The sequence below is a fragment of the Ensifer sp. SSB1 genome (genome assembly GCF_016652895.1).
In the GTDB taxonomy this organism is placed as follows: domain Bacteria; phylum Pseudomonadota; class Alphaproteobacteria; order Rhizobiales; family Rhizobiaceae; genus Ensifer.
The window spans coordinates 7,056-28,638 of record NZ_JAEPRP010000094.1 but is presented as its reverse complement, the minus strand read 5'-3'; the positions used below and the strand labels follow the sequence as shown (position 1 = coordinate 28,638).

Genomic DNA, 21,583 nt, shown 5'->3' with positions numbered 1-21,583 from the left:
GCCTTCATAGCGGCCTCTTGCAGCCGCGGGTCGAGCGTCGTGCGTACCGAAAAGCCGGCGGTGTAAAGTGCTGCCTCGCCATACTGGGCATTGAGCTGGCGGCGGATCTCTTCGGTGAAGTAGTCCGCCGCAGCAACTGCGGGAGAGGGCGTGCGCGGGTCGACACCGAGTGGGGTGGCGGCCGCCTTGGCAGCCGTCGCAGTATCGATGAAGCCGTTCTGCCGCATCTGGTCGATGACCCAGTTGCGGCGGCCGATTGCGCGCTCCGCCTGGCGATCGGGATCGTAATTGTTGGGTGCTTTCGGCAGGGCGGCGAGGAAGGCTGCCTCCGAAACCGAGAGCTCGCCGACCGGCTTGTCGAAATAGGTGAGTGCCGCCTGCGCCACGCCATAGGCGCCGCGACCGAGATAGATGTCGTTGAGGTAAAGTTCGAGGATACGGTCCTTGGAATAGGTCTGGTCGATCCGCAAGGAGAGGATCGCTTCGCGCAGCTTCCGTTCCACCGTGCGGTCGGAAGACAGAAGGAAATTCTTGGCGATCTGCTGCGTGATCGTCGAGCCGCCGATCATGCGGCGGCCGGAACCGTAATTGGCGAGGTTGGCGAGCAGCGCCGTGCCGATGCTCGCAACGTCAATGCCGGGATGGACGTAGAAATTCTTGTCCTCGGCCGAAAGGAAGGCCTGGCGGATGCGTGCGGGGATTGCGCCGATCGGCAGGAACAGCCGTCGTTCGCGCGCGAGCTCCCCGACCATGGTGCCGTCGCCGGCATAAAGGCGGGTGGTGACGGCCGGTTCCCAGTTCGCCAGCGTGCGGTGGTCCGGCAAGTGGCGCGTCAGCGCCGCGACCACCGTAGCTGCGGCGAGTGCTACGACGGTCGCGAGGTTGAGGCATGTGCCAAGCAGATTTGTGATGAACTTCATAGTGGGTGGAACGGACCTCTGGGGCAAAGGACAGCCATCCGGCGCGCGGATGTTCGCGCGGCCGGCTGCCTGTCTGGAACGATGTTTCAGGGTGTGCCGGCACCCGGGATGTCGGCAGCAACGAAGTTGCGAGCGGGCCCTACGGCCAGGCGAAACGGCGCATGGGATCGGTCCCCGTAAACGGCGCGGTCGGCCGCACCTTCCTGCGCTGACGCTGCCGAAAGGCAGCCCGGTCAGCCGATGGAGTTCACCGTAAAGGGATTGTGCTGGAGCAACAAACCACGTTTATTTGCGAGACCCATTAGATGAGTTAGGGCATTCATGGTCAGGCCATATCTTCCGCTCAATGCGCTGCGTGCCTTCGAGGCGTCGGCGCGGCATTTGAGCTTCACCCGTGCGGCAATCGAACTCTGCGTGACGCAAGCGGCAGTCAGCCATCAGGTCAAGTTGCTCGAAAGCCGGCTGAACGTCACCCTGTTCAAGCGGTTGCCGCGTGGCCTGATGATCACCACGGAAGGCGAGGCATTGCTGCCGGTGCTGCGCGATTCCTTCGATCGCATGGCCGACATGCTCGAGCGTTTCGAGGCCGGCCATATCCGGGAGGTGCTGATGATCGGCGCCGTCGGGACCTTCGCGGTCGGCTGGCTGTTGCCGCGTCTCGCCGAATTCCAGGCCAAGTACCCGTTTATCGATGTCCGGCTTTCGACCAACAACAACCGGGTCGACATGGCTGCGGAAGGCCTGGACTTCGCCATCCGCTTCGGCGGTGGTTCCTGGCACAATATCGAGGCCGTCAGGCTTTTCGAGGCGCCGCTGTCCGTGCTCTGCATTCCCGAGATTGCCGACCGGTTGAAAACGCCTGCCGACCTCTTGAACGAAACGCTGCTCAGGTCCTACCGGGCCGATGAGTGGGTAAACTGGTTCGAGGCGGCCGGCATTGCCTATCCGGCGCCGTTGCTCAAGGGTGTCGTCTTCGATAGTTCGCTGGCAATGATGGAGGCGGCAGCGCAAGGCATCGGCGTCGCACTCGCACCGCCGCTGATGTTCTCGCGGCTGCTGTCGAACGGCACGATCCGACAGCCATTCGATGTCCACACCTCCATGGGAAGCTACTGGCTGACGCGCCTGAAATCACGGCCCGTCACGCCCGCGATGAAAGCGTTTGGCGAGTGGTTGACCGCCGCGGCAGCACAGGAGGCGACCGCTTGGCCTCAGTCTCCGGCACAAGAGGCGCTCGCCGGCTGAAACTGCGAATTTTTCGCGCCGCGACGAGCTGTCCGTGCGGTCTCCGAAGTCATGCTCTCAGCCCAAGAAATTCTAATGCCTGCCTTGAATTCTTGTGATGCCCGTTTTGAGGCTGCCCACGACGCCCATTCCGGCGCCGGCGGTGAAATGGCACGGCGCATCCGCGCTCGCTCAGGCGTCTTTTGCCGTCGAATATTCGTACACTGTGCGCCCGGTTTGCGGGTCCACGCCGGCAAGGCTGACTTCGTAGCCCCAGAGGTGGCGCACGTGGCGCAGCGTCGCGTTGCGGCCGCTTTCTTCGAGCAGGATTCCGCTCTTCACATTGTGCTGCAGTCGCAGATGCCGGTCCCCCAGCAGATCGACATCCATGACCTGGATATCCGGCTGATTGGCACCGACGTCGTAACTGTTGGCAAGGGCCGAGCGAACGGCTGAATAGCCGCGCTCGTTGTGGATCGACGCGACCTCGACAAAGCGGTCCGAAGCGCGGTCCGCGAGCTGGAACAGGCGGAACTTTCGCATCACCGCCGGGCTTAGATATTGCAGGATGAAGGATTCGTCGCGGTGGTTGGCCCAGGCGTCGCGCAGCGTCTCCATCCAGTCGCCGTTGCCGGCAAAGGAAGGGAACCAGTCGCGGTCTTCGTCAGTCGGCTCCGTGGCGATCCGCTGAATGTCCTGCATCATCGCGAAGCCAAGCGCATAGGGGTTGATGCCGGGATAGCGTCGGTCGTCGAAATCCGGCTGGAACACGACGTTGGAGTGGCTCTGCAGGAGTTCCAGCATGTGGCCCTCGCCAATCCGGCCCTGGTCGTAGAGCCGGTTGATGATGGTGTAATGGACGAAGGTGGCGCAACCCTCGTTCATGACCTTCGTCTGGCGCTGCGGATAGAAATATTGTGCGATGACCCGGACGATCCGGAGCAGCTCCCGTTGCCACGGCTCCAGGATCAGGCTGTGTTTTTCGAGGAAATAGAGCAGGTTCTCTTCCGGCAGATTGAGCACCTTCTTGCGTTCGGATGCGTCCCTTTCGGCTTCGGCCGGGTCATGGCTTTCGGCCGTCTGCGGCAGCGTCCGCCAGAGATCGCTATAGGTCTGTTCCTCGTATTCCAGCCGTTCGCGCGCCCGCTCCCGAACCTTCTCGGAGGAGAGCCGCGGCGGACGACGATAGCGGAATACGCCCTGGTCCATCAGCGCGTGGGCGGAATCGAGGATCGCCTCGACGGCGGCGGTGCCGTGCCGCTCCTCGCATTTGCTCACATATTTCTTGGCAAAATCCATGTAGCTGAGGATCGCACCGGCATCGGTCCATTGGCGGAAGAGGTAGTTGTTCTTGAAGAAATGATTGTGCCCAAAGGCTGCATGGGCCGTGACCAGGGCCTGCATCGCCATGGTGTTTTCTTCCATGAGATAGGTGATGCAGGGATTGGAATTGATCACCAGCTCATAGGCAAGGCCCCGGTGCCCCTTGCGATAGTGGTGTTCCTCATAGGCAAAGCGCTTGCCGAAGGACCAGTGCTGGTACATCAGCGGCATGCCGACGGAGGAGTACGCATCCAGCATCTGCTCGGAGGTGATGATCTCCAGCTGGTTCGGGTAGACGCTGAGGCCCATTTCCTCGAGCGCGACCGTCTCAATCGCGTCGTAGGCCCGGGAGAGGGTCGCGAAGTTCCAGTCCGAGCCCTGGAACAGGAGGCCTGAAGTCGCACGTCGAGCCATCCGGTCGTCCCCTCATTTCCGGGTGCGTGTGGCCGGCTGCCGGGCAAAGAGCCTGCGGAAGACCGGGTAGATGTCGGCGGGTTTGGCGATCCGGGTCATCTGGAAATTCGTCTTCTCGCCGTCCACCGTGCGATAGGCGCGCCAGAGGGCGGTGCCGTTGTCCGTCGACCCGAAGATTTCCGTCTCACGCTCGTCGATGATCTCGACATAGGCGTAGTACTGGCAAATCTTCGTCAGCTTTTCCCTGAGCAGCGCGGCGCAATGCTCGCTGTCGCCGATGATGTTGTCGCCGTCGGACGCCTGCGCGGCATAGATGTTCCAGATCTGAGCGGGGTAGCGGTCTTCGATAACCCTGATCATCTCTTCGAGCGCCGTCGAGACGATCGTGCCGCCGCTCTGGGTGCTGTAGAAGAACGTCTCCTCGTCGACCTCGCGCGCCTCGTCGGTGTGGCGAATGAAGACGATATCGATCCGCTCGTAGCGCCGTTTCAGGAACAGGTGCAGAAGTACGAAGAAGCGCTTGGCGAGGTCCTTCTCGCGCTCGCCCATGGAGGCTGAGACGTCCATCAGGCAGAACATGACAGCATTGGCATTCGGCAGCGGCTGCTGTTCGAAGCGGTTGAAGCGGATGTCGACCGGGTCGACATAGGGTATGCGGCGTCGCTTCTTCTCGATCTTTTCCAGTTCTCCGCGGAGTTCGCTGAGCTTTTGGCGGTCCTTCGCCGAAATTTCCGGCGTCGCCTCGAGCCGCGCAATCTCCTCGGCGAGGATGGTCAGTTCCTTTTCCTTCGGTCGGTGCAACGCCAGGCGACGGCCGAAGCTGTTGCGCATGGTCCGCCCGACATTGATGTTGGTTGGCGTGCCGGCCGTGGCAAACCCGGCGCGACGGGGTTTGAACGTCACCGTTTCCTTGAGGCTGAGCTTGACCATGTCGGGCAGCTCCAGATCCTCGAAGAAGAGATCCAGCACCTCTTCGCGCGACAGGATGAACTGGAAGTCGTCCTCGCTCTCTCCGGTCCCGGGGCGGCCCTTTCCGCCACCGCCCCCACCTGCTTCCGGCTTCGGCAGGCGGTCGCCTGCCGAAAACTGCTTGTTGCCGGGAAGCACATAGTTGCGCTCGCCGCTGCCGCGAGCCGGCTGAAACGTCGGCTCATTGGCACCGTCGGTCGGCATCGGCACGCCGTGCGCCGCATCGACGTCGATGATCCTGTCCGATTTGACCTGTTCCTTGATGACCCGCTTGAGCTCTTCGCGGGCCCGTTTCAGAAAACGCTGTCGGTTGCCGAGGCTCTTATCCTTCGGATTGAGCCGCCGGTCGATGAAATTCGGCATATACCAATCCCCTGCTTCGGCATCGTCAGCCCGCCTTGTTGACCCGCATGTACCAATCGACCAGCCGTCGAACCTGGCGCTCGGTATAGCCGCGCTCGGTCATGCGCTGGACGAATTCGGCATGCTGCTTCTCGGAGGCACTGTCCTTCTTCGAGCCGAAGCTGATGACCGGCAGCAGGTCTTCGACCTGGCCGAACATGCGCTTCTCGATCACGTCGCGAAGCTTCTCGTAGCTCGTCCACGAGGGGTTGCGCCCATGGTTCTTGGCGCGGGCGCGCAGGGTGAACTTCACAACCTCGTTGCGGAAGTCCTTGGGGTTGGCGATGCCGGCCGGCTTTTCGATCTGCGACAACTCGCTGTCGAGGATCTCCCGGTTGAGGATCTGCCCGGTATCGGCATCCTTGAAATCCTGGTCTTCGAGCCAGGCGTCGGCATAGGCGATGTAGCGGTCGAAAAGGTTCTGACCGTATTCGCTGTAGGATTCGAGATAGGCCTTCTGGATCTCGTGGCCGATGAATTCGGCGTAACGCGACGCAAGCTCGGACTTGATGAAGTCGAGGTAACTTGCTTCGGTCTCCTTCGGGAACTGTTCTCGCCGGATTGCCTGTTCCAGGATGTACATGAGATGCACGGGATCGGCGGCGACCTCCTTGGTGTCGTAGTTGAAGGTCTCGGACAGCACCTTGAAGGCAAAGCGGGTGCTGATGCCGGTCATGCCCTCGTCGACGCCGGCGGCGTCGCGATATTCCTGAACGGACTTCGCCTTGGGATCGGTGTCCTTCAGGTTCTCGCCGTCATAGACCCGCATCTTGGTATAAAGCGGCGAGTTCTCGTGGCGGGCAAGCCGGGTCGACACGGTGAAGCGGCTGAGGCTTTCGAGTACTTCCGGCGCGCAGGGGCTCTTGGTCAGCTCGCTTTCGCGCAGCAGCTTCTCGTAGATCTGCCGCTCTTCGGTGACGCGCAGGCAGTAGGGAACCTTGACCACGAGAATGCGGTCGAGGAAGGCCTCGTTGTTCTTGTTGTTCTTGAACTGCAGCCATTCGGACTCGTTGGAGTGGGCAACGACGATGCCCTGATAGGGGAAGCCTCCGAAGCTTTCGGTGCCGTTGTAGTTGCCCTCCTGGGTTGCCGTCAAAAGCGGATGCAGGACCTTGATCGGCGCCTTGAACATTTCGACGAATTCGAGCAGCCCTTGCGTCGTGCGGTTGAGACCGCCGCTGTAGGAATAGGCGTCCGGGTCGGCCTGGCTGTAGTTTTCGAGTTGGCGGATATCGACCTTGCCGACCAGCGAGGAAACGTCCTGGTTGTTCTCGTCTCCGGGCTCGGTCTTGGCGATTGCGACCTGGCGCAGCCGCGACGGCATCAGCTTGACGACGCTGAATTTCGAGATGTCGCCATCGACTTCGTCGAGCCGTTTCGTCGCCCAGGGCGAGATCAGGCCGGTCAGCCGGCGTCGGCCGATGCCGTACTTGTCTTCGAGCAGGTCGGCCATCCGGTCGGGATGGAAGAGGCCAAGTGGTGATTCAAAGACGGGGCTGACCTTGCCGCCGACCGCCAGCGTGTAGATCGGCTGCAGTTCCATCAGCTTTTTCAGTCGCTCGGCGAGAGACGACTTGCCGCCGCCGACCGGTCCGAGCAGGTAGAGGATCTGCTTGCGCTCCTCGAGCCCTTGCGCGGCGTAACGGAAGTAACCGACGATCCGCTCGATCGTATCTTCCATGCCGTAGAAGTCGGCGAAGGATGGATAGATCTTCACGGTGCGGTTTGAGAAGATGCGGCCGAGGCGTTCGTCCGCGCTGGTATCGATCAGGGTTGGGTTACCGATGGCAGTAACCATCCGCTCCTGCGCGGTGGCATACATGCTTTTGTCGTCGCGACATGCCAGAAGGTATTCTTGAAGGCTGATTTCTTCTTGCGCTGCACTGGTATAGATCTCCGAGAAGAGATCAAAAACGTCGCATTCGCTCTTTTGCATCATGCTCTCCCGCGGCCGCTGGCTGAGACGGGGATCGCTGCTTATCGGCTCGCTCATTCGAATAAACGGCGTCCCATGCGCAATGTTCCACCAGAGTACTCGCTTTCTTCTGATTCTCGAAGGGGTTGCTTGCAAGGATTGAAAGATCGTGACCGAGGGCTCACGAAATCCTGATCCGGACCGCCGAGATGGCACGCCGGAGGGGCGTTTTCTGGCGTATTCGGATCGGCTTGGTCGCAGGAGATTGGCGGCTCGCGCAAGTCCGGCAAGAGTGCCAGTGTCTCGCCAGGCGTGTTCGACCGCTCAAGGCGTCGTCAAAGCATACCCTGCGAATATGAAGTACTCTTCAATGGCGCCGCCGCGCAGCGGCGCCTGAGCAGAAAGAGCCGTCAGGACAACCAGGCCGGCAATCGAACCGGAACACGGCCCGTGAGCGCCGCCTCTACGCAATCGGCGAGGCTGCCGAAGCGAACGGCGCGGCCGGAAAGGCCGGGGCCGTAATGGGCATATTTGCCGGAGTTGGTCATCAGCGCCCGGGTCTTGGTCGGGAAGACTGGCTCCGAGATCGAGCACCAGCAGAGATCCGGCAGCACCTGGATACCGCCTGCCTCCAGCCGCGAAAGCAGACCTTCCTCTCGCGCCGCGGCAATCGCATCGCGTCCGGCGGTTACGATGACGGCGACGTTGCTGTCGCGCTTGCGACCGTCGAAGGCGACCGCCAGAGCGCGGCATTCTTCCAGCGAGGCATGCGGGCTGCCGATCGCGACAAGCTCGACTTCCGCCGGGCCTTCGCTCAAGAGCGACCAGGCGTCAGTCATGTCGGCGCGCGTGATTGTCGCGCGGTCGGCATCTTCAGCGGCGGCACCATCGGCTTCGGGGGTCACGCCCTCCACATGCAGCATGGGTGATGCGGACGTCGTGCCGAAGGCAGCGCAAAGTGCCTTGAGGTCGTCGCGTGAAGGCTTTGCCGAAGCAAGACCACGCAGCAGCGGGATGCGGTCGGGTGCGGCCTTGCCGGCGAGATAGCCGATCAGCGGCCAGAACGCATCGTCGATATTGTCGGGCAGTTCCACGTCGATGACGCGTTTCGCCTTGCGCGGCGCGTCGAGATAGACGCCGGAGAGCGGCGCGCGGCCGGTCAGCGCGATGCAGAGGTCGAGAAAGTCGGGGTGTTTCGCCGTGCGGGCGCCAAGCACGGTATTGGCGAAGATCACTGCGTTGGACTCCGCCCAGGCAATGGATTCGCCTGATTTCGGCGCGCTGTCGAGCAGATAGGGCGAACAGGTGAAGGTCGGGCGACAGCCCATGCGCACGTAAGCGTCCGCAAGCCGTGCGGCCGGGTCGCCGAAGCTTTCCGGAACGCCCTGCGCCTGCCAGTTTGCCCGGTCGACGGAGATCGCGTTCATGGTCGTCGGCACCCGTACCTTGGCACCCATATCCGCCATCTTCTCGGCGAAGGTGAGGTTCGCGGGGCTTGCATAGATGCAGCCGTCGATATGGCCCTGGACCACGTCGATGAGCTTTTCCGCCCCTTGCTGCGCTGCCATGGCGGAGATGATGCGCATCGCCTGCTGCACCGCGACGCCGTCGCGGCCGTCGAGCATCGCGCGATCGCCTTCGGTGAGATCGAGAGCGGCCGTTGCCGGAGCGGCAACCGGGATCGTCAGGCCATCGGCCTCGATCGCCGTATCGCTGATGCGTGCCGACTTCGCCTCAGACAGCGCCCTGAAGGCTTCGCGCGAAAGGCGCAGCACCGGCAAGGATTTGCCGAACATCTCGGCGGCGATCAGCGCGCCAAGCGTCAACACGTCCTCAGCTTCCGAGAAAACGAGGGCCGCCGGGGCACGGCCGGTCAGCGCCATGTCGAGCAGTACGCCGGAACCGGTGCAGGAGCCGCGGCTCGACGGCATCATCAGGATGCCGCCGGTGAGACAGAGGCCGTGCAGCGGATGGTGCACGTCGATCACCCGGCCCGTTGCCGGATCGACCCCGCCCCAGAAGCTCAGCGCTTCCTCGGTGGCGATGATGGGACCATCGGCGGAGCCAGAGAGAATGCTGCGGGCGGAGATCGATTGGGTCATTTTACGACAAATCCATGAGCAAAGGGGTCGCGGTCATCGATGAAGATGGTGTTGATGCCGGTCATGCGGGCCCAGCCGGCGATCGACGGGATGATGGCGTCGCGGTCGGCGACCTTGGTCGCTGCCTCGACGCGGCCCTTGAACAGCGAGCCGATGATCGATTCATGTACGAACTCGTCGCCAACCCCGAGCTTGCCCTTGGCGGCAAGCTGGGCCATGCGCGCCGACGTGCCGGTGCCGCAGGGCGAGCGGTCGATCGCCTTTTCGCCGTAGAAGACGGCGTTGCGCGCATGCGCTTCTGACTGCGTCGGCTTGCCGGTCCACTGGATGTGGCTCAGGCCCTGGATTTCCGGATGCTCCGGATGCACGAATTCGTATTTCGCATTCAGTGCTGCGCGCAGCTTCGGGCTCCAGCCGACGAGTTCGCCGGCCGTATGGTCGGCCATGTCGCGGAAGTTCTTCTGCGGCTCGACGATGGCGTAGAAGTTGCCGCCATAGGCGACGTCGACGACGATCTCGCCGAGCCCTTCGACCTCCGCCGTCAGCCCCTCGGCATAGAGGAAGCCCGGCACGTTGGTGAGGCGCACTTCCTCGACGAACCGGCCTTCCTGGCGATAGGTGATATCCACCTTGCCGGCGGGCGCATCGATCGAGAGCTTGCCCGGCTCGCGCGGAGTGATGAGCCCGTTCTCGATCGCCATGGTGATGGTGCCGATCGTGCCGTGGCCGCACATCGGCAGGCAGCCCGAGGTTTCGATGAAGAGCACGGCGACATCACAATCGGGACGCGTCGGCGGATAGAGGATCGATCCCGACATCATGTCGTGGCCGCGCGGCTCGAACATCAGGCCGGTGCGGATCCAGTCGTATTCGCGCAGGAAATGCGCCCGCTTCTCCAGCATGTTGGCCCCTTCGAGCCGCGGCCCGCCGCCGGAAACGAGGCGGACCGGATTACCGCAGGTGTGGCCGTCGATGCAGGAGAAGGTGTGGTTGGCCATGGTCTATGCTCTGTCAGAATCGTTGAGGCGAGAAGGATTGGATGTCGATCGCCGGCCGCTGGCCGGTGAGGAGATCAGCGACGAGGCGTGCCGTTCCTGCCGACTGCGTCAGGCCGAGGTGGCCGTGGCCGAAGGCATAGACGACGCGGCCCGTGGAGCGGGCACGGCCGATGGCCGGCAGGCTATCGGGCAGCGACGGACGGAAGCCCATCCACTGCACGCCGCCTTCGCTCTTGAAGCCGGGCAGGAAGGTCTGCGCCTTCTTCAGCATTGCTTCCGAACGTCGGAAGTTCGGCGGCAGCTTCAGGCCGCCGAGCTCGACGGCGCCGCCGACGCGGATGCCGGTCGAAAGCCGCGTGACGACGAAGCCGTGGCCGCCGAAGGTGACCTGGGTGCGCAGATCAAAGGCGTCCTGCGGCAGCGTGGTGTTGTAGCCGCGCTCGGTTTCGAGCGGGATACGCTCGCCGAGTGTGCGGGCGATCTGGTGCGAGAAGGCGCCGGCCGAAAGCACGACCTGGTCCGCCCGCAGCGTCTTGCCGCCGGCCGTCAGTTCGACGCCCCCATCGACCGGCTTCAGTGCCGTGACCTCGGCGCGCTCGATGGTGCCACCCTTGGCGCGGAAATGGTCTGCCAGCGCCAGCGTGTAGAGCTTGGGATCGGCGATCGAGAACCAGCCGGGCGTAAAGGTGCCGTGGGTGAAGCGCGTCGCGAGACCGGGCTGGATTTCGGCCATTTCGGCCGCGCCCATGTGACGGAACTCGATGCCGTGCTCCGCCCGCGCCTTCCAGCCGGGAAGCGATGCCTTCAGCTCGGCTTCGCTTTCATAGACCTGAAGGTTGCCCTCCTTGCGCAGCATCGGCAGCGTGCCGGTCTCGGCCAGGAAAGGTTCGAGCTCGGCCTTGGAGAGGTCCATCATTGCCGTCTGCGCGGTCGTCGAATGTGCAACTCGGCTTGCCGAGCAGGCACGCCAGAAGCGGAACATCCACGGCGCGATCTGCACCGCATAGGCGGGCGGGACGCTCAGCGGCCCGAGTGGGTCGAGCAGCCACTTCGGCGCCTTCTTGAGGATGCCGGGCGAGGCGAGCGGCAGGATGTCGGTGAAGGCGAAGGCCCCGGCATTGCCCGCCGAGGCTCCCGCCGCCGGGCCTTCCCGGTCGAGCACGGTGACGGAAAGTCCCCGTGCCTGGGCGGCGATGGCCGCAGAAAGGCCGACTACGCCGGCACCGATGACGATGACGTCTGGCTGAACTGCATCCTTCATGATCGGCTCAGTGCGTCGCTGCCAGGAACTTCTTGAGTTCCGGATCCTTCGGCGCGCCGAAGAGAGCTTCCGGTGCGGCGATTTCCGCCATCACGCCCTTGTGGAAGAAGGCGACTCGGTCGGAGACTTCGCGGGCGAACTTCATTTCGTGGGTGACGCAGATCATCGTCATGCCTTCGGAGGCAAGCATGCGCAGCGTGTCGAGCACTTCGCCGACGAGCTGCGGATCGAGCGCCGAGGTCACTTCGTCGAACAGCATGTATTCCGGCGACATGGCAAGCGCGCGGGCGATCGCCATGCGCTGCTGCTGGCCGCCCGACATGCGCGTCGGGTAGACCGAGAGCTTCTCGCCGAGGCCGACGTGGGTCAGCTGCTTGACGGCGATCTCCTCGGCCTTCTCCTTGGAAAGGCCAAGCACCTTGCGCGGCGCCAGCATGACGTTTTCGAGCACGGTCAGGTGCGGGAAGGCGTTCCACTGCTGGAAGACGATGCCGACCTTGGCGCGGAGCTTGTTGAGGTCCGTCGACTTTGCGTGCACCTCGGTTCCGTCGACCAGGATACGGCCGGCATCGATCGGCTCAAGGCCGTTGATGCAGGTGAGCAGCGTCGACTTGCCGGAGCCGGAGCCGCCGATGACGGTGACGACTTCACCCTTGTTGACGGTGAGGTCGATGCCTTTGAGAACCTCCAGCGAGCCGAAGGATTTGCGAACGTTTTGGATCTCAATCATTGGACCACCGTTTTTCAAGGTAACCGCCGAGCCGGGCGATCGGGAAGCTGATGAGGAAGTAGATGGCGCCGCAGATCAGAAGGATCAGCAGCGGCTCCTGCAGGCGGGTGACGAGAACCTGCGAAGCGCGCAGCAGTTCGATCAGGCCGAGCCAGAGCACGAGTGCCGAGTCCTTCATGACGCCAAGCGTCAGGCCGATCCAGGACGGCAGCGAAACGCGGGTCGCAAGCGGCGCCACGATATAGCGCATGTCCTGCCACCAGGTCATGCCGAGCGAACGGGCGGCGCGGCGGGTCGTCGGCGGCACGGAAGAGATGCCGCCGCGTACGATCTCGGTGCAATACGCGGCCGTATAGAGCGACAGCACAACGCAGGAGGTCGTGAACGGCGCCCAGCCGAGCTTGGCGATCGCCTGGAAGGCATTGGCAAGCACGAGCTGGATCAGGAGCGGCACCGAGCGGAAGATGTCGAGCACGAAAGTGAGCGGTGCGGCCCAGTAAGGGCCGACCTGGTTGCGCACGACACCGAAGATGATGCCGAGAACGGTGCCGGCGGTGACCGAGACGGCGGTGACCGCGAGCGTCATCAGCGCGCCTTGCAGCAGGAAGCCGAGATCGGCGAGGGTGAGGGCGGTATTGAACATCTCTCACCTCTCCTTAGTAGCGGAACATGCGTGCGGCGAGCAGGCGCGCACCAAGCGTCACGGCCTTGGCGATCAGGTAGTAGATGATCGCCGCGATCGCGAAGAATTCGAAGGTCCGGAACGAACGGGCGTTCAGTTCCTGGGTGATGCCGGCGAGGTCGGTGTTCATGCCCACGGTAACGCCGAGCGACGTCATCAGGATCGCCCAGACCATCTGGTTGGTAACCGGCAGGAAGGCGATGCGCAGCATCTGCGGCAATACGATGTAGCGGAATGCCTGCACCGCGGTCATGCCGAGCGAGCGGCCTGCGCGCGTCTGAGTCTCGGGAATAGCCTTCAGCGCGCCGCGGAAATTCTCGGCGAGATAGCCGGCATTGTTGAAGGCGATCCCCGCCAGCAGCGCCGTATAGGGGCTCAGGTGGATGCCGAAATTGCCGAGGCCGAAATGTGCCATGTAGATCTGGAACAGCGCCGGCGTGTTGCGGGCGATCTCGACCCAGGCAGTGGCAAAGCCACTGAGGATACGGTTTCCGGACAGGCGGCAGGCCGTGAGCGCCAGCGCCAGTGCCAGGCCGATGACCATCGAGAGCAGAGCCACCTGCAAGGTGACCAGTGCTCCATCGAGCATCTGTGGCAGGGCTTTCAGCGCCTGATTCCAATGGAAGGTATAACTGAACATTTTCGTCTCACCTCTGCGGAAACGAATAGCGGCGCGAGGCTACACCTCGCGCCGCCAGATGGACGGCCAGATTAGCGGTAAACGCCCTTTGCCGTAAGGTCCGGAAGCTCGCCGCCGACCCACTTTTCGTAAAGTTCTGCGTAGCGGCCGGTGCGGACCTGCTGATTGATGAAGAGGTTGAGGAAGTTGATGAAGCCATACTCTTCGCGGTTGGTGAAGAGCGCGACGTAGTCGGTGTCGAACGGAGCCTTGCCGACGACGGAGATGCCGGCGAACTTGCCGCCCTTCACGTTGGCCTGGGCGACGGTCGAGGTCGAAACCGTGGCGTCGATCTGGCCCTGGCTGAGCGCGAGGAACACGTCTGCCTGCGTCTGGTACGGACGGAACTCACCGGCGCCCCATTCCTTGACCTGCTTTTCGAGAGCGATCGCCTCGAAGGTACCTGCGGTGGCGCCGACAGTCTTGCCCTTCATGTCTTCGAAGGACTTGACGCCCGACTTGTCGTTGGCGGTTACGGCCATTTCGAAGGCGAAGTAGGGGATCGTCATGCCGACGGTCTTGGCACGCTCAAGCGTGTCGGAGGTCGAGGCGACGCCGACATCGACGCGGCCCGACATCAGAGCAGGAATACGCTCCGGGAACGGGGTTTCGACGATTTCGGCGGTGACGCCGAGTGCCTTTGCGAGGTCGTTGCAGTAATCGACGTCAAAACCGATCGGGTTGTTGTTCTCGTCGCGAGAACCCATCGGCGGGAAGTCGAGTACGACTGCGCAACGCAGCGTTCCCGAGCCGATGACGTCATCCAGCTTGTCGGCATGGGCCTGGCTGGTCAGAGCAGCGGCCGCAACGAGGCCGAGCGCGAGCACCGAAGTCTTCATTATCTCTCTCCCTGAAATGAGTGCCGTTTGACGGCTGACCCACTATTTCGTTTTAGAGAGCACAAATCAATAGAAAAATACAATTAGTATACAAAAAGTATATCATCCTAACGCAAAACGCCCGCAGGGTTCCCATTTGTTTCGTCAAATGGGAACCCTGCGAAGCGATCTGTCGTGTCCTATCGGTCGGGACTGGGCGCGGACGGCGAGCCGCCCGCACATTTCCTCATCCGCCTTAGCCCTGGAAATCCTCGGGCAGCAGGCCTTCCGGCATGTTCTGGTAGGCGACCGGGCGCAGGAAGCGGCGGATCGACATCGTGCCGACGCTGGTGGCGCCGAAGTTGGTCGAGGCCGGATAGGGTCCGCCATGCACCATGGAATCCACCACCTCGACACCGGTCGGGAAACCGTTGACGAGCACGCGGCCGGCCTTGCGCTCGAGGATCGGGCGGAGACGGCGGGCGGCCTCGAGATCGGCCGCATCCATGTGGATGGTGGTGGTCAGCTGTCCCTCGAAGCCGCGGGCAAGCTGTTCCATCTCTTCGGTCGAGCCGACGCGGACGACGAGGCCGAGCGGGCCGAAGACCTCTTCGCCGAGCGCATGGTCGGCAAGGAACTGGTCGCCCGTCGTTTCGAACAGGTTCGGCGAGACCGAGCGGCCGGACGATTCGGTCGTCAGCAGCGGCTTCACGGTGTTGCGGCTTTCAAAGCGCGCCTGGCCGTCGTGATAGGCCTTGGCGATGCCGTCGGTCAGCATCGTCTGCGGCGCGACCTTGCCGAGCGCCTCGACGGCGGCCGAGGTGAAACGGTCGGCATCGGCACCTTCGACAACCACGGCGATACCGGGGTTGGTGCAGAACTGGCCGGCGCCCATGGTCAGCGAACCGGCCCAACCCTGGCCGAGACCTTCGGCCCGTGCCTTCAGTGCTTCCGGCAGCAGGAACATCGGGTTGACCGAGCCGAGCTCGCCGAAGAACGGGATCGGCTCCGGACGCGCGGCGCAGAGATTGAAGAGCGCACGGCCACCGGCGAGCGAGCCGGTGAAACCGACGGCCTTGATCAGCGGATGCTGCACCAGCGCTTCGCCTACCTGGCGGTTGCCGCCCTGGATTAGTGAGAAGACGCCGGGGTGAACGCCGGTCTTGCGGATTGCGGCTTCGACAGCCTGGGCGACGATTTCACCGGTGCCCGGATGGGCCGAGTGGCCCTTGACGACCACAGGGCAGCCGGCTGCCAGTGCGGCAGCGGTGTCGCCGCCGGCGGTCGAAAAAGCGAGCGGGAAGTTCGAGGCGCCGAAGACGGCGACCGGGCCGATCGGGCGCTGGATGAGGCGGATTTCCGGGCGCGGCGCCGGCTGGCGCTCAGGCAAAGCTGCATCGAAACGGCGGTCGAGGTATTCGCCTTTCTCGATGTGGTCGGCAAAAAGACGGAGCTGGCCGGTGGTGCGGCCGCGTTCGCCCTGCAGGCGGGCTTCAGGCAGGCCGGTTTCCTGGGTGCCGATCTCGGTGATTGCCTCGGCGCGCGCTTCGATTTCGTCGGCAATGGCGCGCAGGAAGGCGGCGCGCTCAGCCCGGGTCGAATAGCCGTAGCTCAGGAACGCTTCTTCGGCGGCTTCGGCGGCACGGTTGACCAGCTCCACCGTGCCGGTGGCAAACTGGTGCACCGGGCCATGGGCGGGTGCTGATGCGAAGGTGCCTGCGCCGTCGAGCCATTCGCCGGCGACAAGGTGTTTTCCTTTGGGGGTGAAGGCCATCTGGCGATCCTTTCTCTCGATCCCGGATTGCCTTTTGTGGCAGAGGGGATCATGGCTGAATTGCACTTGTCGGATCTTTGTATACTATATGTATGCAGAACATCAATCGCCTGACTGACCTATCCGGATCAGGCGCAGCATTTGAGAGGGAGAGAGATGAGCGAAACCAACATCCTGACGATCACAGCGCTTCACGAGCGTGTCGAGGCGATCTTCCGGAAGGCTGGGCTCAATGGCGTTCAGGCCGGGGCGCTGGCCCGCGTGATCGTTGCCGGCGAGCGTGATGCCTGCAAATCGCACGGCATTTACCGCATCGAAGGGGCGCTTCGCACCGTCAAGGCCGGCAAGGTGAAGGCGGATGCCGTACCGGAGCTCGATGCGCAGGAAGGTTCGGCGATCGTCAAGGTCAACGCCAAGGGCGGCTTCGCCAACCCGGCCTTTGAACTGGGCCTGCCGGTGCTTGCCGAACGTGCGCGCTCGCTCGGGATCGCAGCCCTCGTCATCAATGATTGCACCCATTTCTCCGCGCTCTGGCCGGAAGTGGAAGGGCTGACCGGCGAAGGGCTTGCCGGCCTCGTCATGTGCCCGAGCTACGCGACGGTTGCGCCGACCGGCGGCAACAAGCCGTTGCTCGGCACAAACCCCTTCGCCTTCGGCTGGCCGCGCGAGAACCAGCCGCCCTCCGTTTTCGACTTCGCGACCTCGGTTGCCGCCCGCGGCGAGATCGAGCTGCACCGCCGTGCCGGCAAGCCCTTGCCTGAGGGCTGGGCGATCGATGCTGAGGGCAATCCGACGACGGATCCGGAAGCAGCCCTTGCCGGCGCCATGCTTCCCTTCGGCGGCCACAAGGGTTCGGCGATCGGCACGATGGTCGAGCTTCTCGCCGGCATCATGATCGGCGACCTGACGAGCCCGGAAGTGCTCGATTATCTCGGCACCACGACGCTTGCACCGTTCCATGGCGAACTGATCGTCGCCTTCTCGCCGGAGAAGTTCGCCGCCGGCCGGCCCGGCAATCCCTTCGCCCGCGCCGAAGTGCTGTTCGAAGCGATTGTCGGCCAGGGTGCCCGCCTTCCCTCGCAGCGGCGCTTCATGGCCCGTGCCAAGTCGGAAGCCGATGGCATCGTTCTCAACAAGGCCGAGATGGAGCAGCTCGACCGGCTCCTCGCGCTCGGCATCGACGCCGTCGCGTAAGCACGAACTTACTTTACCGGTAGTCCCTCAGCGCCCGATCGAAAGCGCATGCGAGAAGCCCTCCGACCGGAGGGCTTTTTGCTGCGCTGCTGAACGTGTTTGATTGACGCAGTGGTGATGGCATTCGCCGTCGTTCTTGCCGTTTTAGACATGAGCGTCCGCGGACCAAACGATTTTTCGACTTGGACTTGGGCAGGCCAGGTTCCGCCACAAGCGTGCGAGGGACGGCCTTCTCCGACGCCAAGCTTCGTTGCGGTCAAAGTGTGAAGAGATGTCTTCGCAGAAAACAAAAAAAGGCCCTCCGGTTGGAGGGCCTTTCCTATTGCGGGCCGATCGAGCGATCAGGCCTTGTACTTCTGGACGGCGCCCGGGAGCTTGCTCCATTCTGCGTACCAGCTGTTGAACAGCTTGAACTGGGCTTCGACGTAGCCGCGCTGGCTGTCCGAAAGCGCATCGCTCTCGTTGAAGTGCAGCGTGTATTCCTTGTCGCCCTTCAGCACCATCATGTGCTTGAAGTAGAGAACGAGGTCCGGGCCTTCGTCGAAGGACGAGAGAACGGCGAGCGCCTGTTCCAGTTCCAGTGCGCGCAGACGTGCGTCGACGTCGCCTTCGGCGGCGGCACGCGACAGGTTGCACATGTGGATGACTTCCTTTGGCAGCACGCAGCCGATGCCGGTGATGGCGCCGGTTGCACCGCAGTTGACGAAGCCGTGGAATACGGCCGTGTCGACGCCGATCATCAGCGAGACGCCATCGTCACGGCTGGTGATGTTCTCGGCTGCATAGCGCATGTCGGCAGCGCCACCGAATTCCTTGAAGCCGACGAGGTTCGGATGCTCGGCGCGCAGCGCGAAGAACAGGTCGGCGCGGGTGGCGAAGCCGTAGTAGGGGCTGTTGTAGATGACAGCCGGCAGGCTCGGGGCGGCCGAGAGAATGGCCTTGAAGTGGTTCTTCTGGGCAGCGACGACCGAGCCACGGGAAAGCACGCGCGGGATGACCATCAGGCCCTGGGCGCCGACCTTTTCAGCGTGTGCCGCATGGGCGACAGCCGAAGCGGTGTTGACGGCGCCGGTGCCGACGATGACCGGAATGCCGGCCTTGACGAGGCGCTCGACGCCTTCCATGCGCTGTTCGTCGGTCAGGAGCGGCCAGTCGCCCATCGAGCCGCAGTACACGACGGCGGACATGCCCTGAGCGATCAGCTCCTGGCCCTTGCGGACCAGTGCGTCGAAATCGGGGGTACGGTCTTGCTTGCACGGGGTCATCAGCGCCGGGATGACGCCGGAGAAAATCTTCGCCTTCATTTGAAACTCCTCTTGGCTTGTCTCGGGGCATGAGACGTGCGCGCCGTCGGCGGCGCACGTCTCCGTGCCATTGATAGAGACAATAGCCGTTTGTATTTTATTTGTCGACAAGAAAAATACAAAGACCCTAAAGAGCGATGTCGAGCTTGCTGTTGCGGGCAAAAAGCTTCTGCACCTGTTCGACGATCTGCTCCGCATGCGCCTTGCCGAGACGATCGGCCGCTTCGATGTCGCGCGCCGCAATGGCCGCGATCATGGCAGCATGTTCGTCGACGAAGCGCTGGGGGAACTGCTCCTCGTAGGACTGGTAGTAGAGACGGAGAATGCGCCGCCCCTCGTCGAGCAGCCGGCGAAACAGGCTGGTGAAGTAAGGGTTGCGTCCGCTTTCCGCGATCGCCGCATGGAAGGCGGCGTTGGTGGCGATCATCGTCAGCGCATCGCGTGTTTGCACGGCGGCCGCATAATCCTCGTGAAAGCCGCGAATGATCGGCAGATCTTCCGGGCGGTGGTTCTGCGCTGCAAGCCGCGTGGTGACGCGGTACATCAGCACCAGTGCGTCGAAGAACGGGTTCAGGTTGAGGAAGTCGATGTTCGCCACCATCGTCGAGCGGTTCGGCAGCGTGTCGATCAGCCCCTCACCGGCAAGCCTGACCAGCGCCTCGCGGATCGGCGTGCGCGACATCTTCAGACGCTCGGCGAGCTGCACTTCGTCGATCGGGCTGCCTGGTGGCAGAACCAGGTCGAGGATCTCGTCACGCAGGAGGTCGTAGACCATTTTCACGCCGGAACCGCGCTTGCGTTCGGGGATGGGGCTGTTGTCGGTGTCGATATCGGTCATCTCAGAATCCTTTGTCGACAAAAGAAATACTTATCTCTGCCGCGCGGATCAACCGTTTCCGTCGCGAAGGGCCAGCGGCGGGAATATTCAGACACGTGTATTTCTCCGGCCTGCACTTTGCTCAAGGAGTGCTCCGGCGCGGCGCAACGGCTCTACAAGGCACCGGCCGGAGACGGATCATGGCGCACTGGGAGGGCGAAGGGGGGGCCGGCGGCGGCCGCAGCGGCGACCCATGCATTTCCCACATGGGAGCGCTGAGTTTTGAGCGCTGCAACTTACCAAGGGCCTGAGTTATAAGGTGTTCATCGAAGCGAAACGAGGCGCCACGGACTGGCAGCCAGACTTCGAAAGCCCATTGAAAGGGGGATCCAATGAACATCGCACGCTCCATCAACAACTGGCGCAAGTACCGTCAGACGGTCACCGAACTGGGCCGCATGTCGAACCGCGAACTTCGCGACCTCGGCATCGAACGCGCCGACATCGACCGCGTTGCACGCACGGCCTTCGCCCGCTAAGGCGACCTACATAGACTGAATAATTGCCAAGCGCCTGCATCTCCTGCGGGCGCTTTTGCTTTTTGGCGCCTTCATTGCGCCATTGTCGTCGCACACATCGCTGGAACTGCGATTTGATTAATCGATTACTCCATTAATCGCATCTCTCGCCGCTTCCCGCGGGCGCGTGTTCCTTCAAGAGATAAAGTGCCATGCCGTCGTTTTCCCATGAGATTACCGATTTCTGGAGCGCATCCTTTGCGGGCGATGTTCTCGCAAGCGCGGATCGGTTCACCGTCACGGTCAATTCCGACCTCGAGGAGGACAGCCCGGCCATGGTGCTGCACACCGCTGAAAACGGCGTAAGGGCCGTTCTGTCGCCGGGGCTCGCCGCCGCGCTGTCGCCGACGACGGGACAGGGGCTCACCGAAGCGGCCCTTCGCCAGGCGTTGAGCAATGCCGGCATCGTTCTGAACGGTGCCGATAACCTTTTCTATTTCACCGAAGCCGACAAGGCTGTGCTGCTGCGGGAGACGTCGAGCGACCATGTGCGCGCGCTCACGACGGAGGATGCGGCGGCCTTCGCCCAGTTCCAGGGCTCCGCCTCGGAAGAGGATCTCGATGCGGCCTATGTCGAGCTGGATCACTGGCTGGTCTACGGCGCCTTCTATGGCGACCGGCTGGTCTGTGCCGCCAGCATGTATCCCTGGCAGGAGCGGCAGATCGCCGATCTCGGCGTGCTGACGCTTGCGTCCGACAGGGGGAGGGGCCACGCCCGCAAGGTCGTGCGCGCCATCAGTCGGGCTGCGCATGAAAGGGGCTACCAGCCGCAATATCGCTGCCAGCTCGACAACCACGCGTCCGTGGCGCTTGCCGGAGCCGCGGGTCTGACGCTTTTCGGCCAGTGGGAAGCGCCCTCCGAAGAGGGCTGAGACGCGGCTCGACGGGTATGCAGGGCCGTCAAAACGATGCTGACAGAATCTGGCAGGGGTCGCGCGTAAAGTGGTCGCAGGATAAGAGATCGAGGGATTGCAGATGTCGGCGCAGGATATGTTTCAGATGGGTGCAGCAAACAGGTCGGGCGAGCGCAATTTCTGGATCGGCGCGGTTTCCGGCGACGACCTGCAGCATGCTCCGGAAGACGGATTCTCTCGCTTTGGCTACGGCTACGGCAATGTCCAGGCGATGACGCGCATGAAGGCGGGCGATGGCTTTATCGGCTATTCACCCAACGCTGCCTTTAATGGCAGAGCGGGGCTTGCCTGTTTTACCGCGATCGGCGTGGTCAAGGAGCGCCCGCCCTACTTCTTCGCAATGGGCGGCGTCGCCCCGCATCGCGGCGACATCGACTGGGCCGACGGCATGGAGGCGCCGGTGCGTCCGTGGCTCGACAGCCTGGAATTTGCGGAAGGCAACCGGGGCTGGGATCAGAAACTTCGTGTCGGCCATCTTGCCATCAGCGAACGGGATTTCCGCGTGATCGCGCGGGCCATGCACGTCGATCTGGGCATGGTCTTTGCGAGAACGCCGGCCTATCGC

The 21,583-nt window shown here is 63.1% G+C and carries 19 protein-coding genes; 5 read left to right on the top strand and 14 right to left on the bottom strand.

The features are described 5' to 3' along the window. The coding region (locus I8N66_RS22145) for a transglycosylase domain-containing protein (RefSeq protein WP_291157702.1) at nucleotides 1-920 on the bottom strand (920 nt) is incomplete at its 3' end. A gap of 321 nt (nucleotides 921-1,241) precedes the next feature. On the opposite strand from I8N66_RS22145, the gene I8N66_RS22140 reads away from it, so the two are divergent. Continuing rightward, nucleotides 1,242-2,165, top strand: a complete 924-nt coding sequence (locus I8N66_RS22140; protein WP_291157699.1) for a LysR family transcriptional regulator — start codon at nucleotides 1,242-1,244, stop codon at nucleotides 2,163-2,165. Nucleotides 2,166-2,336: 171 nt separating this feature from the next. Here I8N66_RS22140 and I8N66_RS22135 read toward each other — a convergent pair whose 3' ends face one another. The 11 genes from I8N66_RS22135 to I8N66_RS22085 form a co-directional block, all read right to left on the bottom strand. After that, nucleotides 2,337-3,881: a SpoVR family protein gene (locus I8N66_RS22135; protein ID WP_113540828.1), complete on the bottom strand. Its 1,545-nt coding sequence runs from the start codon at nucleotides 3,879-3,881 to the stop codon at nucleotides 2,337-2,339. A gap of 12 nt (nucleotides 3,882-3,893) precedes the next feature. After that, the gene (locus I8N66_RS22130; RefSeq protein ID WP_291157696.1) at nucleotides 3,894-5,213 is read right to left on the bottom strand and encodes a YeaH/YhbH family protein; all 1,320 of its coding nucleotides are present in this window, start codon (nucleotides 5,211-5,213) and stop codon (nucleotides 3,894-3,896) included. Between the two features lie 25 nt (nucleotides 5,214-5,238). Next, on the bottom strand, nucleotides 5,239-7,188 hold the full coding sequence (locus tag I8N66_RS22125; RefSeq protein WP_291157694.1) for a PrkA family serine protein kinase: 1,950 nt from the start codon (nucleotides 7,186-7,188) through the stop codon (nucleotides 5,239-5,241). Between the two features lie 389 nt (nucleotides 7,189-7,577). Further along, complete coding sequence (locus tag I8N66_RS22120) at nucleotides 7,578-9,269, bottom strand: aconitase X (protein WP_291157691.1); 1,692 nt, start codon at nucleotides 9,267-9,269, stop codon at nucleotides 7,578-7,580. Then, complete coding sequence (locus tag I8N66_RS22115) at nucleotides 9,266-10,267, bottom strand: 4-hydroxyproline epimerase (protein WP_291157688.1); 1,002 nt, start codon at nucleotides 10,265-10,267, stop codon at nucleotides 9,266-9,268. The genes I8N66_RS22120 and I8N66_RS22115 overlap by 4 nt, the downstream gene beginning before the upstream one ends. 13 nt (nucleotides 10,268-10,280) lie before the next feature. Beyond that, on the bottom strand, nucleotides 10,281-11,528 hold the full coding sequence (locus I8N66_RS22110) for an FAD-binding oxidoreductase (RefSeq protein ID WP_291157684.1): 1,248 nt from the start codon (nucleotides 11,526-11,528) through the stop codon (nucleotides 10,281-10,283). Between the two features lie 7 nt (nucleotides 11,529-11,535). After that, nucleotides 11,536-12,258: an amino acid ABC transporter ATP-binding protein gene (locus I8N66_RS22105; RefSeq protein ID WP_173519532.1), complete on the bottom strand. Its 723-nt coding sequence runs from the start codon at nucleotides 12,256-12,258 to the stop codon at nucleotides 11,536-11,538. Beyond that, a complete protein-coding gene (locus I8N66_RS22100) occupies nucleotides 12,251-12,901 on the bottom strand; it encodes an amino acid ABC transporter permease (RefSeq protein ID WP_034798414.1) in 651 nt (216 codons plus the stop codon). The genes I8N66_RS22105 and I8N66_RS22100 overlap by 8 nt, the downstream gene beginning before the upstream one ends. 13 nt (nucleotides 12,902-12,914) lie before the next feature. Beyond that, nucleotides 12,915-13,580 (bottom strand): amino acid ABC transporter permease, encoded by a 666-nt coding sequence (locus I8N66_RS22095; RefSeq protein WP_113540835.1) that lies wholly within the window; start codon nucleotides 13,578-13,580, stop codon nucleotides 12,915-12,917. 71 nt (nucleotides 13,581-13,651) lie between these two features. Continuing rightward, nucleotides 13,652-14,458, bottom strand: a complete 807-nt coding sequence (locus I8N66_RS22090) for a transporter substrate-binding domain-containing protein (RefSeq protein WP_113540836.1) — start codon at nucleotides 14,456-14,458, stop codon at nucleotides 13,652-13,654. Between the two features lie 235 nt (nucleotides 14,459-14,693). Further along, nucleotides 14,694-16,211: an aldehyde dehydrogenase (NADP(+)) gene (locus tag I8N66_RS22085; RefSeq protein ID WP_291157672.1), complete on the bottom strand. Its 1,518-nt coding sequence runs from the start codon at nucleotides 16,209-16,211 to the stop codon at nucleotides 14,694-14,696. A gap of 156 nt (nucleotides 16,212-16,367) precedes the next feature. Here I8N66_RS22085 and I8N66_RS22080 point away from each other — a divergent pair, with 156 nt between their 5' ends. Further along, entirely contained in the window at nucleotides 16,368-17,405 is a 1,038-nt protein-coding gene (locus tag I8N66_RS22080) for an Ldh family oxidoreductase (protein WP_291157669.1), read from the top strand. 341 nt (nucleotides 17,406-17,746) lie between these two features. On the opposite strand, the gene I8N66_RS22075 is transcribed toward I8N66_RS22080, so the two are convergent. Both I8N66_RS22075 and I8N66_RS22070 read right to left on the bottom strand, forming a co-directional pair. Beyond that, the gene (locus tag I8N66_RS22075) at nucleotides 17,747-18,709 is read right to left on the bottom strand and encodes a dihydrodipicolinate synthase family protein (protein WP_113540839.1); all 963 of its coding nucleotides are present in this window, start codon (nucleotides 18,707-18,709) and stop codon (nucleotides 17,747-17,749) included. Between the two features lie 127 nt (nucleotides 18,710-18,836). Beyond that, on the bottom strand, nucleotides 18,837-19,547 hold the full coding sequence (locus I8N66_RS22070) for a GntR family transcriptional regulator (protein ID WP_291157665.1): 711 nt from the start codon (nucleotides 19,545-19,547) through the stop codon (nucleotides 18,837-18,839). A gap of 371 nt (nucleotides 19,548-19,918) precedes the next feature. Here I8N66_RS22070 and I8N66_RS22065 point away from each other — a divergent pair, with 371 nt between their 5' ends. The 3 genes from I8N66_RS22065 to I8N66_RS22055 form a co-directional block, all read left to right on the top strand. Beyond that, nucleotides 19,919-20,065 carry a DUF1127 domain-containing protein gene (locus tag I8N66_RS22065; RefSeq protein WP_064817045.1) on the top strand — a complete coding sequence of 49 codons (147 nt, stop codon included), beginning with the start codon at nucleotides 19,919-19,921 and terminating at the stop codon, nucleotides 20,063-20,065. Between the two features lie 191 nt (nucleotides 20,066-20,256). Continuing rightward, on the top strand, nucleotides 20,257-20,976 hold the full coding sequence (locus tag I8N66_RS22060) for a GNAT family N-acetyltransferase (RefSeq protein ID WP_291157649.1): 720 nt from the start codon (nucleotides 20,257-20,259) through the stop codon (nucleotides 20,974-20,976). Nucleotides 20,977-21,103: 127 nt separating this feature from the next. After that, a partial coding sequence (locus I8N66_RS22055) for an EVE domain-containing protein (RefSeq protein ID WP_291157646.1) occupies nucleotides 21,104-21,583 on the top strand: 480 nt, incomplete at its 3' end.

Excerpts from the sequence above, each read along its gene's own strand:
- I8N66_RS22085 (WP_291157672.1), bottom strand. The coding sequence starts at position 16,211 with ATGGCCTTCACCCCCAAAGGAAAACACCTTGTCGCCGGCGAATGGCTC.
- I8N66_RS22070 (WP_291157665.1), bottom strand. The coding sequence starts at position 19,547 with ATGACCGATATCGACACCGACAACAGCCCCATCCCCGAACGCAAGCGC.
- I8N66_RS22100 (WP_034798414.1), bottom strand. The coding sequence starts at position 12,901 with ATGTTCAATACCGCCCTCACCCTCGCCGATCTCGGCTTCCTGCTGCAA.
- I8N66_RS22115 (WP_291157688.1), bottom strand. The coding sequence starts at position 10,267 with ATGGCCAACCACACCTTCTCCTGCATCGACGGCCACACCTGCGGTAAT.
- I8N66_RS22140 (WP_291157699.1), top strand. The coding sequence starts at position 1,242 with ATGGTCAGGCCATATCTTCCGCTCAATGCGCTGCGTGCCTTCGAGGCG.
- I8N66_RS22105 (WP_173519532.1), bottom strand. The coding sequence starts at position 12,258 with ATGATTGAGATCCAAAACGTTCGCAAATCCTTCGGCTCGCTGGAGGTT.
- I8N66_RS22095 (WP_113540835.1), bottom strand. The coding sequence starts at position 13,580 with ATGTTCAGTTATACCTTCCATTGGAATCAGGCGCTGAAAGCCCTGCCA.
- I8N66_RS22135 (WP_113540828.1), bottom strand. The coding sequence starts at position 3,881 with ATGGCTCGACGTGCGACTTCAGGCCTCCTGTTCCAGGGCTCGGACTGG.
- I8N66_RS22080 (WP_291157669.1), top strand. The coding sequence starts at position 16,368 with ATGAGCGAAACCAACATCCTGACGATCACAGCGCTTCACGAGCGTGTC.
- I8N66_RS22125 (WP_291157694.1), bottom strand. The coding sequence starts at position 7,188 with ATGCAAAAGAGCGAATGCGACGTTTTTGATCTCTTCTCGGAGATCTAT.
- I8N66_RS22130 (WP_291157696.1), bottom strand. The coding sequence starts at position 5,213 with ATGCCGAATTTCATCGACCGGCGGCTCAATCCGAAGGATAAGAGCCTC.
- I8N66_RS22075 (WP_113540839.1), bottom strand. The coding sequence starts at position 18,709 with ATGAAGGCGAAGATTTTCTCCGGCGTCATCCCGGCGCTGATGACCCCG.
- I8N66_RS22120 (WP_291157691.1), bottom strand. The coding sequence starts at position 9,269 with ATGACCCAATCGATCTCCGCCCGCAGCATTCTCTCTGGCTCCGCCGAT.
- I8N66_RS22110 (WP_291157684.1), bottom strand. The coding sequence starts at position 11,528 with ATGAAGGATGCAGTTCAGCCAGACGTCATCGTCATCGGTGCCGGCGTA.
- I8N66_RS22090 (WP_113540836.1), bottom strand. The coding sequence starts at position 14,458 with ATGAAGACTTCGGTGCTCGCGCTCGGCCTCGTTGCGGCCGCTGCTCTG.
- I8N66_RS22060 (WP_291157649.1), top strand. The coding sequence starts at position 20,257 with ATGCCGTCGTTTTCCCATGAGATTACCGATTTCTGGAGCGCATCCTTT.
- I8N66_RS22065 (WP_064817045.1), top strand. The coding sequence starts at position 19,919 with ATGAACATCGCACGCTCCATCAACAACTGGCGCAAGTACCGTCAGACG.